This is a genomic window from Pseudomonas sp. Irchel s3f10 (assembly GCF_900187515.1).
Classification (GTDB): Bacteria; Pseudomonadota; Gammaproteobacteria; order Pseudomonadales; family Pseudomonadaceae; genus Aquipseudomonas; species Aquipseudomonas tensinigenes.
In genome coordinates, this window is sequence record NZ_FYDZ01000005.1 from 97,320 (window position 1) to 114,836 (window position 17,517).

The 17,517-nt window shown below is 60.7% G+C and carries 14 protein-coding genes; 4 read left to right on the forward strand and 10 right to left on the reverse strand.

The window, feature by feature from the left end; translation table 11 throughout:
- Position 1: 1 nt before the first annotated feature.
- From CKW17_RS13445 to CKW17_RS13490, 10 genes are read right to left on the reverse strand one after another with little or no spacing between them, the layout of a single operon-like run.
- The gene (locus CKW17_RS13445) at positions 2-1,138 is read right to left on the reverse strand and encodes a glycosyltransferase (protein ID WP_095120191.1); all 1,137 of its coding nucleotides are present in this window, start codon (positions 1,136-1,138) and stop codon (positions 2-4) included.
- The gene (locus CKW17_RS13450) at positions 1,131-2,099 is read right to left on the reverse strand and encodes a glycosyltransferase (protein WP_095120192.1); all 969 of its coding nucleotides are present in this window, start codon (positions 2,097-2,099) and stop codon (positions 1,131-1,133) included. Before CKW17_RS13450 ends, CKW17_RS13445 begins: the two co-directional genes overlap by 8 nt.
- The gene (locus CKW17_RS13455) at positions 2,096-3,463 is read right to left on the reverse strand and encodes an O-antigen ligase (protein WP_095120193.1); all 1,368 of its coding nucleotides are present in this window, start codon (positions 3,461-3,463) and stop codon (positions 2,096-2,098) included. Before CKW17_RS13455 ends, CKW17_RS13450 begins: the two co-directional genes overlap by 4 nt.
- Positions 3,460-4,551, reverse strand: coding sequence for a glycosyltransferase family 4 protein (locus tag CKW17_RS13460; RefSeq protein WP_095120194.1), 1,092 nt, complete (start codon positions 4,549-4,551; stop codon positions 3,460-3,462). The genes CKW17_RS13455 and CKW17_RS13460 overlap by 4 nt, the downstream gene beginning before the upstream one ends.
- Complete coding sequence (locus CKW17_RS13465; RefSeq protein ID WP_095120195.1) at positions 4,548-6,137, reverse strand: Wzz/FepE/Etk N-terminal domain-containing protein; 1,590 nt, start codon at positions 6,135-6,137, stop codon at positions 4,548-4,550. The genes CKW17_RS13460 and CKW17_RS13465 overlap by 4 nt, the downstream gene beginning before the upstream one ends.
- A 16-nt stretch (positions 6,138-6,153) precedes the next feature.
- Entirely contained in the window at positions 6,154-7,176 is a 1,023-nt protein-coding gene (locus tag CKW17_RS13470) for a polysaccharide biosynthesis/export family protein (protein ID WP_038369600.1), read from the reverse strand.
- A 21-nt stretch (positions 7,177-7,197) separates the two neighbouring features.
- A complete protein-coding gene (locus CKW17_RS13475; protein ID WP_038369597.1) occupies positions 7,198-7,845 on the reverse strand; it encodes a CpsD/CapB family tyrosine-protein kinase in 648 nt (215 codons plus the stop codon).
- A complete protein-coding gene (locus CKW17_RS13480; RefSeq protein WP_095120196.1) occupies positions 7,845-8,591 on the reverse strand; it encodes a sugar transferase in 747 nt (248 codons plus the stop codon). The genes CKW17_RS13475 and CKW17_RS13480 overlap by 1 nt, the downstream gene beginning before the upstream one ends.
- Positions 8,592-8,609: 18 nt before the next feature.
- The gene (locus tag CKW17_RS13485; protein WP_095120197.1) at positions 8,610-9,647 is read right to left on the reverse strand and encodes an NAD-dependent epimerase; all 1,038 of its coding nucleotides are present in this window, start codon (positions 9,645-9,647) and stop codon (positions 8,610-8,612) included.
- Entirely contained in the window at positions 9,644-10,996 is a 1,353-nt protein-coding gene (locus tag CKW17_RS13490; protein WP_095120198.1) for a UDP-glucose/GDP-mannose dehydrogenase family protein, read from the reverse strand. Before CKW17_RS13490 ends, CKW17_RS13485 begins: the two co-directional genes overlap by 4 nt.
- A gap of 389 nt (positions 10,997-11,385) precedes the next feature.
- Between CKW17_RS13490 and CKW17_RS13495 the strand changes: the two genes are divergently transcribed.
- The 4 genes from CKW17_RS13495 (at position 11,386) to CKW17_RS13510 (ending at position 17,436) form a co-directional block, all read left to right on the forward strand.
- On the forward strand, positions 11,386-13,083 hold the full coding sequence (locus CKW17_RS13495) for a sulfatase-like hydrolase/transferase (protein WP_095120199.1): 1,698 nt from the start codon (positions 11,386-11,388) through the stop codon (positions 13,081-13,083).
- A gap of 174 nt (positions 13,084-13,257) precedes the next feature.
- Entirely contained in the window at positions 13,258-13,911 is a 654-nt protein-coding gene (locus tag CKW17_RS13500; protein WP_095120200.1) for an ABC transporter ATP-binding protein, read from the forward strand.
- The gene (locus CKW17_RS13505; protein WP_095120201.1) at positions 13,908-16,379 is read left to right on the forward strand and encodes an FtsX-like permease family protein; all 2,472 of its coding nucleotides are present in this window, start codon (positions 13,908-13,910) and stop codon (positions 16,377-16,379) included. Before CKW17_RS13500 ends, CKW17_RS13505 begins: the two co-directional genes overlap by 4 nt.
- Positions 16,369-17,436, forward strand: coding sequence for a lipocalin-like domain-containing protein (locus tag CKW17_RS13510; RefSeq protein ID WP_095120202.1), 1,068 nt, complete (start codon positions 16,369-16,371; stop codon positions 17,434-17,436). The genes CKW17_RS13505 and CKW17_RS13510 overlap by 11 nt, the downstream gene beginning before the upstream one ends.
- The last annotated feature ends 81 nt before the right edge of the window (positions 17,437-17,517 follow it).

Sequence of the window (17,517 nt, forward strand, 5' to 3'; positions counted from 1 at the left end):
CTCAACGATTCTGGTCAGGATTCCACTGTGCGTAACGTTGCCCGCGCAGGAACTGCCACAGACCGACGCTCATGCCGGCCAGCGTCACCAGCAGGAACGCCGCGAGGCGGAACGGTTTCGGCAAACGGTGTTGCGAATCCAGCAGGCCGGCGATGGCCACCGCATAGCCGAGCAATTGCGCAATCAGGCTCAGGCGATAGAAACCGTGCTCGTTCCACAGCCAGAAATTGCTCAGCAGCAGCGGCAGCAAGAGAATCGGCGCGAGGCGGCGGATCAGTTTGTGACTGATCAGCGCGATGGAATAAAGGCCGTACTTGAACGGATTCAGCAGTGCGCTGCGTTGTGCCAGGCTTTGCAGGCCTCCGACGGTGACCCGCTGGCGGCGGCGCCATTGCTTGCCCGCTTCGTCGACGCCCTGGTCGATCACTTGCGCCTGGGGTACGTAAACGATGCGTTTGTGCGCCACCGGCGCGCAGGTACTGATGAAGAAGTCGTCGTTGACCTCGGCCGGTACGTTCTGGAACAGCTCGCGGCGCAAGGCGAGCAGGGCGCCGTCGGCGGAGACCATGCAGCCGGTGCGATTCTCGACCCGGCGCAACCAGCCTTCGTAATGCCGATAGAGGCTGTCGCCAATACTCAGGCCGCCACCGGTGACCGGGATCACCATGTGCCCGGCGCAGGCACCGACCTGCGGATCACTCAATGGCGCGAGCAAATGGCCGAGGGTGTCGCGCGACCATTGGTTATCGGCGTCGGTGAACACCAGAATGTCGCCACTGCTCACGGCGACGCCGGCATTCAGTGTGGCGGCTTTGCCTTGGCGCGGCAGGTCGAGGACGGTGATGCGCGGATCGATCACTTTGTGCGCGCAGGCCACGGTGTCATCGCTCGAGCCGTCGCTGGCGAGAATGATCTGCAGCGTGGCGGGCTGATAATCCTGGGCCAGCAGGGTGCGCAACTTGTGCTCGATGTGTCGCGCCTCGTTGTGCGCGGCGATGACGATGCTGACGTTCAGCGGCGGCGCCGGCGCGTGCCGCCAGGCCGGGAACAGCGGCGCCAGCAAGGTCAGCAGCAGCGGATAGCCGATGTAGGCGTACGCCGGCAGCAGCAGGCACAGGCAAAAAATGAATTCAGCCACGGGCGGGCCTCCTGGCGTTCCAATGACACAGACTGAGAACAAGGGCCGCGCTGGGCAGGTGCAGGCGTAACCAGTGCAGACCCCACAGCTGCAAGGTGAGGCGAGCATTGTGATGCTTGATACTCTGCCGCACGCTGAGCGCCAGACTCGGCAGCAGGGTCAGCACCAGCAGGATCATCGCGAGCTGCGCGAGGCCGGCGAGCAAGGCAACGATCAGTAGAAAATCCGTCATCCAGACCAGCAACGACAGCAGCGGAAAACGCAGCAGGCGCAGGCTCATGCCATGGGTGCGCAGCAACTGCAGGTGGCTGCCCTGGCGCCACAGCTCCTTGCCCATCCACTCGCGCCAGTTCATTTCGTAGCCCCAATGCAGGGCGATGCTGTTACTGGTCGACAGCAGCCGTGCGCCCTGTGTGCTCAGACGCAAGGTGTATTCCTTGTCTTCGCCGGTGCGCAGGGTTTCGTTGAATCCGCCGACGACGTCAAACCAGCGTTTGCGCATCAACAGGTTGGCGCTGGGCAGCCAGTCCACGGTGCGACTGGCGTGCGCTGATGGACGCAACATGCGCCGTTGCCAGGCGGTCGCGTACCACGGCGCGGCGGCGGGGGTGTGCAGATCCAGGCCAAAAATGTCGCCCTGATTCTGCGCTTCGAGAGCGAACAATTCGCTCAGCCAGTCTTCGGGCATTTCGATATCGGCATCAATGAACGCCAGCCATTCACCGCTGGCAACCGTTGCGCCACGATTGCGCAAAGCGCCGATCAGCAGGCCGGGCAGCACCAGCACCTGTGCGCCGAAGGCGCGGGCGATCTGTGGCCCGTCATCAGTGGAACCGTTGTCGACGACGATCAGTTCACAGTCGATGTCGGCGGCGTTCGCGGCTTTGCGGGCGGCCAGGAGGGTGCGGCCGATGTGCCGTGCCTCGTTGTACATCGGAATGACAATGCTGATCCGGCTCATGCTCTGGCCTCCGTCAGCGGTGCTTGCTCGGCTTTCAGGCGCAGCACCCAGGTCAGTGCAAGCATGATCCACAGGTACTTCAGGTTCGGCGCGCTGAGAAACATCAGAAACAAAGTCAACGACAGAAAACTCATTCCAAGATGGGTCATCAGGTCGGCGTGCTGCCATTCGCGCCGTTGCAGCCATTCGCGTCGTGCGCGGATCAGGTTGTAGAAACCCTGCACGAGCATGCCGACAAACAGCAGGCCGGCGGGAATCCCCAATTCGCTGAAGATCTCCAGATAAGTGTTATGCGCCCGGCGATACAGGTCGCCGATCTTGCGGTTGGCCGAGAATGCCTTGGCGTAACCGGTGGTTGCATAGTGCAGCGGGAAGGTCCCGGGGCCCGAGCCGAGCAGCGGATGCTCGCGGATGATCTGGCTGCCGACGACAATGTACGAGGCGCGACGGCCGAGGGATTCATCCTGAGCCTTGGCCCCGGCGCTCAAGATACTCAGCGACTGGATGCGCGCCAGGTAACCGGCAGGCATCGCATAAATCGCCAATGGCAGCACGATGGCCGCGCCGAGCATGGCGAATCCGAAATGCCGCGGACGGATGCGGTTGAGGTGCTGGCGGTAATGCCAGACCCCGATCGCCAGACTCAAGGCCAGTACCACCAACCCTGAGCGCGACTCCGTTTTGGTCATGCCGCCGAGCAGCAAAAGGCAGCAGCCCGCCCAGAACAAACGCTGCAGCAGGTTCGGGCTGCGAATCACCAGCAGCAGGCCCAGCGGCACGGCGAAGGCGATCAGCAGAGCAAAGGCATTCGGGTCTTCGAGCAGGCCGGCGGCGCGGCCCTTGTCCTGGAATCGGCTGGAAAACATCGCCATCGCGCAGGTCGCGCTGACGCTGAGCGTGACCAGCCGGGCGAACAGATCGAGGTTCAGCTCGCGGCCGACCAACAAGGTGATCACGAACAGAATCAGGCCCACGCTCAGTTCACGCAGATGACTCTGTGACATGCCCATGTTGTCGGTGGCGAGCAGGCTCAGCAGGTACAGCGCCATGAAACCGATCAGGTAGCGCCACAGATTGCTGCGCAGGCGCTGCGATGGAATCTGATGCAATGCCAGTTGCAACGCCAGGATCAGCGCCAGCGAAGCACCGATCAATTTGCTCCCGGATAACGCGCTGTCCTTGAAGAACCCTTCAAACGGTACCAGCGCGGCAATGCCCAGCAGGCCCCACGACGGTTTGCGGTACAGCACCGTGAAACCCAGCAGCCCCAACACCGCCCCCGGCGCCAGATACGGATAAGGACTGACCAGCAAAGCCATGCAGACCAGTGCCAGCAGGCTGACGATCGAGAGCGGGAAAATCATGCGCGTGCCTCCCGTGCCGTGTGGATGTACAGCTGCGACCAGCGTTCAGCCAAAGCCTTGAGGTCGTAGCGTTCCTGTTGTGTGCGTCTGGCGTTGTCGCGTAGGTGTGCGGCCAGCTGCGGTTCGGCCAGCAACGTGTCGAGCTGACGGGCGAGGGCGGCGGTGTCGGTCGGTGCGGCGAGCAGGCCGTTGTGACGGTCCTGCAAGACATCGGGAATGCCACCGACCGCGAACGCCACCACCGGCACCCCGGCCTGCATCGCTTCAAGCAGAATCATCGGCGTACCCTCGGTGCGCGAGCTGATCACCAGCGCATCGAGTTGCTGCCACCAGCCTTGCATCGCCGTCTGATAGCCCGGCAAGCAAATCCGCTGTGGTAAACCGGCAGCATCGATACGCGCCTGCAAGGCCTCACGTTCCGGACCGTCACCGAGCATCACGGCGTCCAGTTGCGGATGCTGGTGACACAACGCAATCAGCGCATCGAGAAACAGATCCGGGCCTTTCTCGCTGCTCAACCGACCAACGTAACCGACCAGCCAGCGTTGTCGTTCCAGCGCCGGCGGCAGCGCTGGCGCCGCTGGCAAACCGTTGGCAATCACCTGCAATTTCTCTGCACGGACGCCGGCCTGACGGTGCAGCACAGCGATGCTTTGCGCGACGCAGACCACCCGCTTCACCGAGGCCGTGCGGCACAGTTGCAGGCTTAGCCAGGTGTAGAACTTCTGCTTGCGACTGCGCGGGGTGAAACCGTGCTGAGTGATCACCAGCGGCAGGCGCAACACAGTGGCGCCGACCCAGCCGAACACTAGCCCTTTGAAGTTGTGCGTGTTGAGCAACGGCTTGTCACCACGACGCTGATGCAAGTGCCTCAGCAGTCCGCCGAGCCCGGCACAGCCGCGCGCGTCCACCCCGGCCTGGCGAAAGCGCTCGATCAGCTCTGCTGGCGCGTCAAGGAACAGCACCTGATGCTGCCCCGGCGTCGCCAGGCAATGATCCAGCAACATCCGCTCGGCGCCGTAGAAGCCGCCGCTGCTGAGCAAATGAATGATCGGCAGGGCGACGCACGGGGTGGACGCCGCGTTCAATTGCGCACCCAGTGAACCAGGCTCGGCACGGTCCAGTTCTTGTGCGGATTGCCCTGCTGCGACGTTTCTTCGTTGAGCACCAACAGCACCGGCAGGCCCAGTTCATGGCTGATTTGCGCAGGATGCTTGAAGCGGTGATCGAAGAACTCACGTACATAGACGAAGGCAATGGCCAGCAGCAGTCCGGTGAGCAGACCAAACGGAATGATCAGCATCGGCTTCGGAAACGCCGCCTCGGTCGGTTCATACGGCGGGCTCAAGACACGGGCGTTGGACAAGTCGTTATCCAGCGCGCGCGTCGTGCTGCTTTCGGCAAAGCGTTGCGCATAGGTTGAGAACGCTGCGTGCAATGCGCCGATCTCGGTGTCCATCTGGCGCAGCTTGCTTTGGGTTTGCTGCAATTGATGGATGCGATTCTTGAACTCGGCAATGCGCGCGGTTTTCTGCTCGATGACCTGGCTGACCACCGACAGGTCGATCGTGCGTTCCTGGATGCGGTTGTTGACCACTTTGAGGAATTGCTGGCGTGTGCGGGCAATTTGCTCGCGGGCCAGCAACATCGGTTCGCTGCTGGGCTGAAAGATCGCCAGGTCGTTCATATAGCGGCTGACCTGAGTGGTCAGCGCCTCGCCCATCTGCCGGATCTCGCGGTCTTCGAACGCGATGTTGTCCACTGTCGTGGTGAAGGTGAACGGAAAGGTGTAGTCATTGAGTTTGTTGGTGTTGGCGCTGGCCAGGCTGGTTTTCAGGTAATCGAGCCAGCGCTGGCTTTGCAGCAAGCGATCGCGATAGAGGTTGAGTGCCTGCTCTTCGGTGTTGATCGCGTTGAGGCGAAAGGTGATTTCCTCTTTCGGATCGGACGAACCGACGCTTTCCAGCAGGCTCAACCGTGCGCCTTCCAGACCGTCGAGGCGGACCTGATACTGATGCTTCTTGGTCTCGTAGAACGATTGCGGCAGCTCGATCGATTGCAAGGCCTGACGATCGACCAGATAGTTGCGCAACAGCGTGGCAACGAACGTCGTGCCTTGGGCGGGATCTGGGAAGCTGTAGACGATCGAGATGACATTGGAACCCGGCAGGGTTTCGATCTTCAGATTGTCGATGGCTTCCTGGGTCAAGCCATCCAGCACCGTGTCGCGCACCGGATCGGTTTCCATGCTCAGTGCATCACGCAGCGGATTGATCACGTATTCGCGCAGCGGCGTGCTGACATAACGCTTGAACGGTTCGGCCAGTTTGCTGAGCATCCCCGGCGGCGGGTTGTACTGACCCTGGTCGCGCAGTTCGCTGATGGTCTGACGAATCAGCGCCGGCGAACGGAGGATATTGCTTTCGGTTTCCATGTCCGCCAGCGATGGCGGAATGAAAGTGGCGTTGTCCTGGGTCAACGAGGTGGTCGCATCGCCCTGGGAGAGTTTTTTCGACTGCACGATCACCTGCGCGGTGATATCGAAGCTCTGTTTGAGCAACAGCGGCAGCAACAGCGCGATCACTGCAAAGATCAGGAAGATGCGCTTCACCGTTTGCTTGTTGGCGAAGAAAATCCTGAAGAACTCGTGCAGGTAATTTTCTTTTGGGTTCATGTCGTTCACCTGAGAGTCAGTTGTCACTGCCTTTGTTGTCGACGCGGTAGCCGAAGCTGAACCCCACGCCCTGGAACAGCACCACATCGGCCAGTTGGCGGGCGAGTTCGCCGGCGCTGGCCAGTTTGGTTTTCGGTACGTAGAGCATGTCGTCCGGTTGCAGGTAGGCGATCTGTGGCGCATCGCCCGACAGCGCTTTCTCGACGTCGTAGTTCATGGCCTGCACCTGATTGCCGTTGCGCCGCATGATCACTACCGAATCGAGACGCGCCTTGACATTGGTACCGCGCGCCAGGGTCAGCGCCTCAAGCACCGACACCGGCCGGCGGATCGGGTACGAGCCCGGTTGAGCGACTTCGCCGAGCACGTAGATCTCGTTGCCAGCGGTGGATTTCAGCAGCACATCCACCGTCATCCGTCCTGGCAGTTGCGCGTACTTGCTGTTGAGGAAGGTTTCCAGTTGATTGACGGTCATGCCTTGCAGCGGCACAGCGCCGATTTCCGGAAAACTCGCATAGCCATCGGTACCAACGGTGATTTCGCGGCTCATGCCAGTGGCCGGGTGGTTCAGCGCGCTTTTGAGGTTTTGCTCGTTGCTCAGCGGGCTCAGAATCTGCACCGAGAGCTGATTGCGGTTGGGCTGGAACAGCTGCTTGCGTTGATAGGCGCGCTGGATTTCCTGCCGCGCCTCGTCGCTGGTCAGTCCGGCAATTTTCACCGAGGTGTTGGCGCCCGGCAGTTCGATGGTGCCGTCAGGCAGCACCAGTTGCGTGCCGTTGAGCTGACTGGCAGCGGTGAAGTTCAGGCCGATCTGGTCACCCGACTGCACGCGGTAAGCGTCCGAGCCGCTGGTACTGATGTGGAAAATCACATCCAGCACATCTTTCGGGCGCAGGGTCTGTTCGACCCTCGGCATGTCGGTGGCTTGCGCATTGGCCGGTGTCGCGGTGAGGATATTCACCGGCATGTTGCGGGTGTCGGAATTGCTGGAGCAGCCTGCAAGCGGCAGCAACAGCAGGACAAGCATTTTGGCGTTCATGGCGTCATCCTTTGCGTTCGCTTACAGGTTTTTGTAAAGCCATTTGGGCATGTAGTACTTGCGCCGGTTGAACACGCTACCGACCACTTTTGCCCCGGCCTGAGTCAGGCGTTGCACGGCGGCTTGCGCGACTTCCCAGCGAGTGTCTTCGGCGCGTACGACAAGCACCACGCCATCGACTTGCGTGCTGATGACCAGCGTGTCGGCGTCGGAGTACACCGCGTCGCCATCGATCACCACAAAGCGGTACTGGCTGCCCAATTGATCAAGCAACGGGCTCAGACGCTCGGCGGTCAGGTGCTCCAGGGTGCGGATCGGCCGGCCGTTGGGCAGCACGTGGAACGGCAGGCTCGAGACCTGCACTACGCAGTCCTGCAACAGCGGCGGTTTGTCCGGGTTGAACAGCAAGTCGCGCAGGCCGCGCTCCTTGCTCAGGTTCAACTGCTGGGTGAGATTGCTCGCCGACTGACTGGCATCGACCAGCAGCACTTGGCCGCTGCTCATTTGCGCCAGTTGGCTGGCCAGCGCCAGCGCACTGGTGGTGGTGCCTGAGCCGGGGTTGGCGGCGGTCAGGAACAGGATCCGCAGATCGAGATCCAGCACGGTCGAGGTCAGGTTCGATTCGCTGGGGGTGGCGATGCTCAGGCTTTTGTTGGTTGAACCGTCCATTAGCTTGCTCCGTGGCCGCTGAATACTTTGAAGGGGGTTTTCAACAGAATCTTCAGATCAAGCAGAAGGCTCTGCTCGGCGATGTAGCTGAGGTCCAACTCAACGCGCTGGTCGAAGTCGATATTGCTGCGTCCGGAGATCTGCCACAGGCCGGTCATGCCGGGGAAGATCGCCAGACGCGCGAGGTGATTGTCCTTGTAGCGGTAGGCGTTGAACGAGGTCGGACGCGGGCCGACCAGGCGCATGTCTCCGGTCACTACATTGATCAGGTTGGGCAGTTCATCAAGGCTGGTGCGCCGCAGGAAACCGCCGATGCGGGTGATGCGCGGGTCGTGGTCGATCTTGAAATCGATCGCGTCGGCACCGTGCTTGTTAAGGTGACGCAGTGACTCTTTCAACTCTTCGGCGTTGGCGACCATGGTGCGGAATTTGTACATGCCGAATTTGCGCCCGCGATAACCGGTGCGTTTCTGCACGAACATCACCGGGCCTTCGCTGGTGAATTTGATGGTCAGCGCCAGACCGATCAACAACGGCGAAATCAGCAGCAGAATCAGCAAGGCGCCGAGGCAGGCGACCACGCGATTGGTGCGTGACAGTTGCCATGGCCGACCGCCGTCGCGGCCCGTGAACCAGCCGCGACCCTGGCGATGAATCGCCGCGTCGAGACGCATTCGGTGCTCGGGATCCACGCGCTTGTCGCGGCGCATTTCTAGGATCGGTACACCTTTCTCATGTCCAGTCATGGAGTCCTCCACATGAATTCAGCCGCGAACGGCGCGTGGGCGATAGGCAGTGGGGTAGTAGTCGCGGAACCAGGCGATAAAGCGCCCGAGTCCCTCATCCAGCTCTATCCGGGGCTGAAATCCGGTGGCCTGGGCCAGATCGCTGGCCTCGGCGCAAGTGTTGAGCACGTCGCCCGGTTGCAGCGGCAGCAACTCGACAATGGCGGTCTGACCGAGGTGCTTTTCCAGCAGCGCCAGATAGGTTTTCAGCTCTACCGGGTGCTGCCCGCCGATATTGAACAGGCGCCACGGCGCCATGCTGCTGGCCGGGTCGGGCTGCTCGCGATCCCAATGCGGATTGACCTGCGGTGGCTGCTCGATGAGGCGGGCGATGCTTTCGATGATGTCGTCGATGTAGGTGAAGTCGCGCTGGTGCTCGCCGTAGTTGAACAGCTTCAGCGGCGTGCCTTCGCTGATCGCCCGGGCGAACTGGATCGGCGACATGTCTGGCCGGCCCCACGGCCCGTACACGGTGAAAAAGCGCAGGCCAGTGCAGGGAATGCCGAACAGATGGCTGTAGCTGTGCGCCATCAGTTCATTGGCTTTCTTGGTCGCGGCGTACAGCGACAACGGGTGATTGACGCCGTCCTTCACCGAGTACGGCGTGTGCTGGTTGGCGCCGTACACCGAACTCGACGAGGCGTAAATCAAATGCTCGACCGGGTGATGCCGGCAGCTCTCCAGAATGTTGAGGAAACCGTTGAGGTTGCTGTCCAGATACGCCCGTGGATTCTCCAGCGAGTAACGCACCCCGGCCTGCGCCGCCAGGTGAATCACCACTTGCGGACGTTCGCGGACAAACAGTGCTTCGATGGCCGAGGCATCGGCCAGGTCAACCGTCGCGAGCTGGAAATCGCCGGCCTGCTCGCGCACCCATTGCACGCGGTCGTGCTTGAGTTGCGGGTTGTAGTAGCCGTTGAAATTGTCCAGACCGACCACCGCGTGCCCGTCGTGCAGCAACCGCAACACGCAATGGGCACCAATGAAACCGGCCGCACCGGTGACCAGCACCTTCATGGCCGCAGCCCTTCTGGGGCAATGTGGCGCAGACCGATGCCGCTGTAATGCAGGCCGGCGGCCGCCACTTGTTCCGGGTTGTACAAGTTGCGGCCGTCGATGATGACCTTTGAGCGCAGCTTTTCGGCGAGCAGTTCGAAATCGACCACGCGGAAGTTTTTCCACTCGGTGCAGATCACCAGTGCATCAGCGTCTTCGAGGGTGTCGTCACGGGTGGCGCACAGGTGCAGGTCGTTGCGATAACCGTAAATGCGCCGGCATTCGGACATCGCTTCCGGGTCGTAAGCCTGCACGCTAGCGCCCTCGGCCCACAGCGCATCCATCAGATAACGGCTCGGGGCTTCGCGCATGTCATCGGTGTTCGGTTTGAACGCCAGGCCCCAGATCGCGATGGACTTACCCGCCAGACCTTGCGGGAACTGTGTTTTGAGTTTGCTGAACAGGATATGCCGCTGCAGGTCGTTGACGTCGGTGACGCTGCGCAGCAGTTTCAGCGGCATGCCGTTGTGTTCGGCGGTGTGCAGCAGGGCGCGCAGGTCCTTGGGAAAGCATGAGCCACCGAAGCCGCAGCCCGGGTAGATGAAGTGGTAACCGATGCGCGGATCTGAACCGATGCCTTTGCGCACCGCTTCGATGTCGGCGCCAAGCAGTTCGGTGAGGTTGGCCAATTCGTTCATGAAGCTGATGCGCGTCGCGAGCATGGCGTTGGCCGCGTACTTGGTCAGCTCGGCGCTGCGGTTGTCCATGAACATCAGTTTTTCGTGGTTGCGGCAGAACGGCGCGTACAACTCGCTCATCTGCTCGCGGGCCGCGTCGTCGTGGGTGCCGACGATGATCCGGTCCGGGCGCATACAGTCGGCGAGGGCGCTGCCTTCCTTGAGGAATTCCGGGTTGGACACCACCCGCACTTGCAGATCAGTCTTGCCGCGACGCAGCAATTCGCTGTTGGCGGCGGCGAGTACTTGATCCGCCGTGCCGACCGGCACCGTGGATTTGATGATCAATGTGCGATCAGCTTCCATGTACGAGGCGATTTGCCGGGCAACGTTGAGCACGTGACTGAGGTCGGCAGAGCCATCCTCATCGGCCGGGGTGCCGACGGCGATGAAGATCAGCTCGGCATGTTCGACCGCGTCACTGGCCTGGGTGCTGAACAACAGACGGCCAGCCTTGATGTTTTCCTCAAGCGTGCTGGATAAACCTGGCTCGCTAATGGGCGGCACTGCTTGTTGCAGTTGTTTAATTTTGTTTGGGTCAATGTCCACGCATAAAACGCGATGACCGACATCTGCAAGTGCGGCGGCTTGTATAAGTCCGACATAGCCAGTGCCAAATACGCTCACGTCCATCTGCGCACCTCAATAACACCAAAAAGTTAACTACGGAATGAGATAGTTAAAGGGGTATAGCGCAGCGTTTGAAAAGCGTGTCAGCAAAATGACATGTTGCATCGGTATAACACTTGAGCATTTTTTGGCGATTGGCCATCAAGTCATTGCTGCGATTGAATTTGTTGCTTTTGTGCAGATTTGTTCAGATTTCAAATATGCGATAAACGGTCGAAAGCCGCTAATTTAAAGGCTTGTGGCGTCGTCGATGTGTCAGATTTGAGTCACCGGTTTTTTGACGCTCTCCCTGATAAAACAGTCAATTCTTGCGCTTTGATGGCCGGGTGCTAGTGTCAGGTTCTGACTGACAAACCTTTGACTCCCTGCCGTTTTGCCCGATCGGTATCGCCATGTTCAGATATGCCAAAGAATTGTTCTTAATTGTTTATTTGTTGATGTATTCCGAATATTACATTGATCGGTTAAATGCTATCGGCCTCGGTTTTGCTGTACTTCTTTTTGGCGCGATGTTTTTGGCGCTTACTTTTGCGTTATATCTAATGGCGTATATAAGGCAGGCTCTCATTCGCCACGTGTTCGCATTGGCAATGTTTGTCTCGGCAGTGTTTTTCGATGTTTATACCCGGGTCACGGCGGATTACCTGACCTACAGCGGTTTCGTCTCATTGGTTTACTCCGGCGGTTTTATCCAGGAAGCGGCGTACCAGTACCGGGACGCGCTCCTGCGTGGCGTGCTCAGCGGTTTGCTGTTGCTGTTCGGCATCGGTCTGAAGCCCCGCCACGGCCTGGCGATTCCCAACGCGTTACGTGTGGCGGCGCCGGTGTGCGGCGTGTTGCTGCTCAGTGCCGTGCTGTTTTTGCGTGCGGGTGAGGGCGCGCGTGGCTTGCCGATCATGTACACGCCGCTGGCCTATCTGAACCTGTTTGCCTATGAAGCGCTGCACAACACGGTCGGCCCGCGCGAACCGGTGACGCTGGCGCGCACCTCGCAGGCGGTCGGCCATGACATCGTGCTGATCATCGACGAAAGCATTTCCGGCAATTACCTGGACATCAACGCGCCGTTCGGCGTGCACAGCAACCTCAAACAGGCGCGTCCTGGCGTCGACATCTTCAATTACGGCTACGCGGCGTCCATCGCCAATTGCAGCGCCGACACCAACGTGACCCTGCGCTACGGCGGCACCCGCGCCGATTACATGCGCATCAACACCACGCTGCCGTCGATCTGGCAGTACGCCAAGAAGGCTGGGCTGCACACCGTGTACATCGACGCCCAGCGCACCGCCGGCAACCTGCAGAACCTGATGACCGATACCGAAAAGAAGGACATCGACCAGTTCGTGCAATTCGACCAGACCAGCGTGCGCGATCGCGACATGGCGGCGGCAGCGAAGCTGATCGAATTGCTCAACGATGACAAGTCGGAGCTGGTGGTGATCAACAAGGTCGGCGCGCACTTCCCGGTGCATGACAAATACCCGGATGCGTTCATGGCTTACCGCCCGACCTTGCCGCGCGGGCAGTTCACCGAGGTAGCGGATACCGGCGAGCGCAACGGTTTCAATGGCCAGCCGGATGACTGGGTGCTGTACCGCAATGCCTACAAGAACACCGTGTTGTGGAACGTCGGCGAGTTTTTCGCGCGAGTGTTCGCCGAGGGCAATCTGAACAATGCGCTGCTGATCTATACCTCTGATCATGGCCAGGATCTGCATGAACGCGGCAATCCGGGGTTGAACACACATTGCGGTGGCGATCCGGTGGAGGAGGAAGGATTGGTGCCGCTGGTGGTGATTCAGGGCAGCGCTCTGAAGACGCTGGACTGGTCGGCGCAATTGGCGGCGAACAAGGATCGTTCCAGCCACTACAACATTTTTCCGACGCTGTTGCAGTTGATGGGTTACGACCTGGCGGGGATCGAGGCGGTTTATGGCAAGCCACTGAGTGTCGCGACGGCGGATGAATTCACCTTCAACTACCGGTTCAATGCGCGGTTGGGGGCCAAGCCTGAGTGGAAGCACATTGATCTGGGCAGTATTGTCACGCCGTCGCAGGCGCCGGCGAGTGTGGCGGCGGGGCAGTGAGCTTCAGCTTGTCCGGGTCGACGCTTTCGCGAGCAGGCTCGCTCCCACATTTGGAATGCGATCAACCTGTGGGAGCGAGCCTGCTCGCGAAGGGGCCGGCCAATTCAACGCTGAGTTCAAGTCTGTCATCGCCATCCGCTATCCTTGCCCCACACTGACCGATCAGGTGGCGGCATGCTTCGTGTTGAAAACGTCTTCAAAAGCTATCTCACCCCACAAGGCCCATTGCCGGTGCTGCAAGGCATCGACCTGACGCTCGAATCCGGCGGCAGCCTGGCGCTGATGGGCGAATCCGGCAGTGGCAAAAGCACGTTGCTGCACCTGGTGGCCGGCCTCGACAAAGTCGACAGCGGCAGCATCCGCAGTGGCGCGCATCGATTGGAAGCGATGAACGAGGCGCAACTGGCGAATTGGAGGCGCACAGAAATCGGTCTGGTGTTCCAGCAGTTCAACCTGATCGGCAGTCTGCGCGTGGAGGACAACCTAGCGTTTCAGGCGCGTCTTGCCGGGCGGCATGAGCCGCGTTGGCAGGCGCATCTGGTGCAGCGTCTGGGGCTCGGCGATTTGCTCAAGCGTTATCCCGAGCAACTTTCCGGTGGTCAGCAGCAGCGTGTTGCGTTGGGCCGGGCATTGGCCTCGCAGCCGAAATTGCTGCTCGCCGATGAGCCCACCGGCAGCCTCGATGAAGCGACCAGTGATGAAGTCCTGCGGCTGTTGCTGGAATTGCTCGATGACACGCCCACTACATTGTTGATGGTCACTCACAGTCAGCGGGTTGCGGCCCGTTTAGCCCAGCGAGTGATGTTGTCCAATGGGCGGCTGACGTGAACGTTTTCCGTCAGACCCTGCGCGCGCTGCTCAGCCATTGGCGGCGCCATCCGGTGCAGTTTTTCAGTGTGCTCACCGGGCTGTGGCTGGCGACCAGTCTGCTCACCGGCGTCGAAGCGTTGAACAGTCAGGCGCGCGACAGTTACGCACGGGCCAGCCAATTGATCGGCGGCGAACCGCAGGCCAGTCTCAGTACGCCGAACGGGGCGACCTTCGCGCAGCAATGGTTCGTTGATCTGCGCCGACAGGGCTGGCCGGTGTCGCCGCTGTTGCAGGGCCGGTTGCTGCTCAAGGGTTTTGAAAATCAGCGGTTGCAATTGATGGGTATCGAACCGGTGTCGTTGCCGGCCGATTCGGCGGTGGCCGGGCAGGCGCTGCCGATTGAGCGTGTTGTCGAGTTTTTCACGCCGCCGGGGAGCACGTGGATTTCACCGGAAACTCTGCAAGCGCTGGATCTGCGTGAAGGCGACACGCCGCAAACGGCTAATGGTCTGCGATTGCCGCCGTTGCTCGCGCAAAAGGACATGGCGCCCGGCCTGTTGCTGGTGGACATCGGCGTCGCGCAAACCCTGCTGGAACAACCCGGACAATTGTCGCGGCTGTTGCTGCCCAAGGATTTTCACGCCGAGTTGCCCGCCGCGTTCAAGGGTCAGTTGCAGCTCAAAAGCAGCGGCGAGGAAAACAATCTGGCGCGCCTGACCGAAAGCTTTCACCTGAATCTCGATGCGTTGGGTTTTTTGTCATTCGTGGTTGGCTTGTTCATCGTCCACGCCGCTATCGGGCTGGCGCTTGAGCAACGGCGCGGTCTGCTGCGTACGCTGCGCGCCTGCGGGGTCAGCGCGCAAATGTTGATTTTCTGCTTGATCGTTGAGCTGGGTGTACTGGCACTGATCGGTGGACTGTTCGGTGTGATCAGCGGCTATTGGTTGGCCAGTGTCTTGCTGCCGGATGTCGCCGCCAGCCTGCGCGGATTGTATGGCGCCGAAGTGGCGGGGCAGTTGCGCCTGAGCACCTGGTGGTGGTTCAGCGGCATCGGCTTGAGCCTGCTCGGCGCCTTGCTGGCCGGGGCCAATAGTCTGTTGCGTGCCGCACGCTTGCCGTTGTTGGCGGTGGCCGATCCGCAGGCCTGGCATCAGCAATATGCGCGCTGGTTGCGCCGTCAGGGCTGGCTGGCAGCGCTGTTGGGTTTGATTGCCTTGGCGGCATTGATCTGGGGCGACAGTCTGGCCAGCGGTTTTGTCCTGATGGCCGGATTGCTGATCGGCGCCGCATTGGCGCTGCCGGTGTTGCTCAGCGCGCTGTTGAATCAGTTGCTCGGACGCAGTCGCTCGGTGCTCGGTCAGTGGTTTCTCGCCGATTGCCGCCAGCAACTGCCGGCATTGAGTCTGGCATTGATGGCGTTGCTCCTCGCGCTCGCTGCCAATATTGGTGCGGGCAGCATGACGGCCGGTTTTCGCCAGACCTTCGATGACTGGCTAGAACAACGTCTGAGCGCCGAGTTGTATATCAACCCGAGCAATCCGGCACAGTCGCGCGAAATGTACAGCTGGCTCAAGCAGCAGCCGAACGTCGCGGCAGTGCTGCCCAACTGGCAAGTCGCGGTGACGTTGCAGGGCTGGCCGGCGGAGGTGTTCGGCATCATCGATCACGCGCATTATCGCCAGCATTGGCCGTTGCTCGATGTCAGTGGCAGCGACCCGTGGGCGCATCTGGCTACCGACGATGCAGTGATGGTCAGCGAACAGCTGGCGCGTCGGCTGAAGGTGCGGGCGGGTGATCGACTGACGATTCCTGCGCCGAATGGTGCGTGGTCGCCGCGCATCGTCGGCATCTACGCCGACTACGGCAATCCCAAGGGGCACTTGCTGGTCAACATCAACCACCTGCTGCGCGGCTGGCCGCAGTTGACGCCGAACCGGTTCAATCTGCGCATTGAGCCGCGGAACATTCCGCCGTTGTTGAATGGCTTGCAGGCGCGCTTTCAACTCGATGACAGCCGCATCGTCGATCAGGCGCGGCTCAAGGGTTGGTCGGTGCAAGTCTTCGAACGGACCTTTGCGGCCACGGCGGCGTTGAACAGTCTGACCTTGGCGGTGGCGGGCGTGGCGCTGTTCATCAGCCTGCTGACGCAAAGTCAAAGTCGCCTCGGCCAACTCGCACCGCTGTGGGCGCTGGGCGTGACGCGGCGGCAATTGATGCTGTTCAATCTGGGACAGACGTGGTTGCTGGCGGTGCTGACGCTGGTGCTGGCGTTGCCGCTGGGGATCGCGCTGGCGTGGTGTCTGGACGCGGTGATCAACGTGCAAGCGTTTGGCTGGCGGCTGCCGTTGCGGGTGTTTCCGTGGCAATTGCTGCAGTTGATGGGGTGGGCGTTGCTGGCGACGTTGCTGGCGTCGGCATGGCCGCTGTACTCGCTGTACCGCACGCAACCGGCGGACCTGCTGAGGACGTTTGCCCATGAGGATTAACTTCGTTGTGCTGATGGTTTTGTTGCTGCTCGGTGGTTGCGATCAATCGGCGCCTGAACAGAAAGGCTTCGCCGGGATGGGCGATCAGGCGTTGGCATTTACGCCGGTGGTGCCGGGGCGAGTGTTCAGTTTTCCGGCGGATCACGCTGCGCATGAGGGGTTTCGCATTGAGTGGTGGTACGTCACCGCCAATCTCAAGGATCAGCAGGGCAATGAATTCGGCGTGCAGTGGACGCTGTTTCGCAGTGCATTGAAACCAGTAGCGGAGCAGGCCGGGTGGGCTGATCAGACGATCTGGCTGGGGCACGCGGCGGTGACTTCGAGCACGGTGCATCACGCCGCCGAACGTTACGCCCGAGGTGGAGTAGGGCAGGCCGGTGTGCGGCTGGCGCCGTTCGAGGCGTGGATTGATGATTGGCGATTCGCCAGTCAGGCGCAGGATCCGCTGAGCGACCTGCAACTCAGCGCGCGCGACAAGGATTTCGCCTATCAACTGCACCTCACGTCCAGTCGTCCGTTGGTGTTGCAGGGCGACAAGGGTTTCAGTCAGAAATCCGAGGAAGGTCAGGCGTCGTATTACTACAGTCAGCCGTTTTTTCAGGCCAGCGGAACGTTGCAGATTAACGGCCAGAGCTACACCGTCAGCGGCCCGGCGTGGCTTGATCGCGAATGGAGCAGCCAGCCGCTGACCGCGAATCAAACCGGTTGGGACTGGTTCTCCCTGCATCTGGACGGTGGTGAACACGTGATGCTGTACCGCATGCGCCAGAAGGACGGCGCGCCGTATCTCACCGGCACGTGGATCGCTGCTGACGGTCAGACGCAAACCCTGCGCAGTTCGCAGATCCAGCTTACCCCGCAAGCCACCGCAAAAGTCGCCGGCCGGGCGATGCCGGTGAAATGGTCGATCAGCATCCCCGACAAACACCTCGACATTACCCTCGACGCGCTCAACCCCAATGCCTGGATGAACCTGCGCATCCCGTACTGGGAAGGCCCGGTGCACATCCGCGGCAGCCATCCCGGCCAGGGTTATCTGGAAATGACCGGCTACTGAAAAGTATCCACAAATCCCTGTAGGAGCTGCCGAAGGCTGCGATCTTTTGATTTTGCTTTTAAAAAACAAGATCAAAAGATC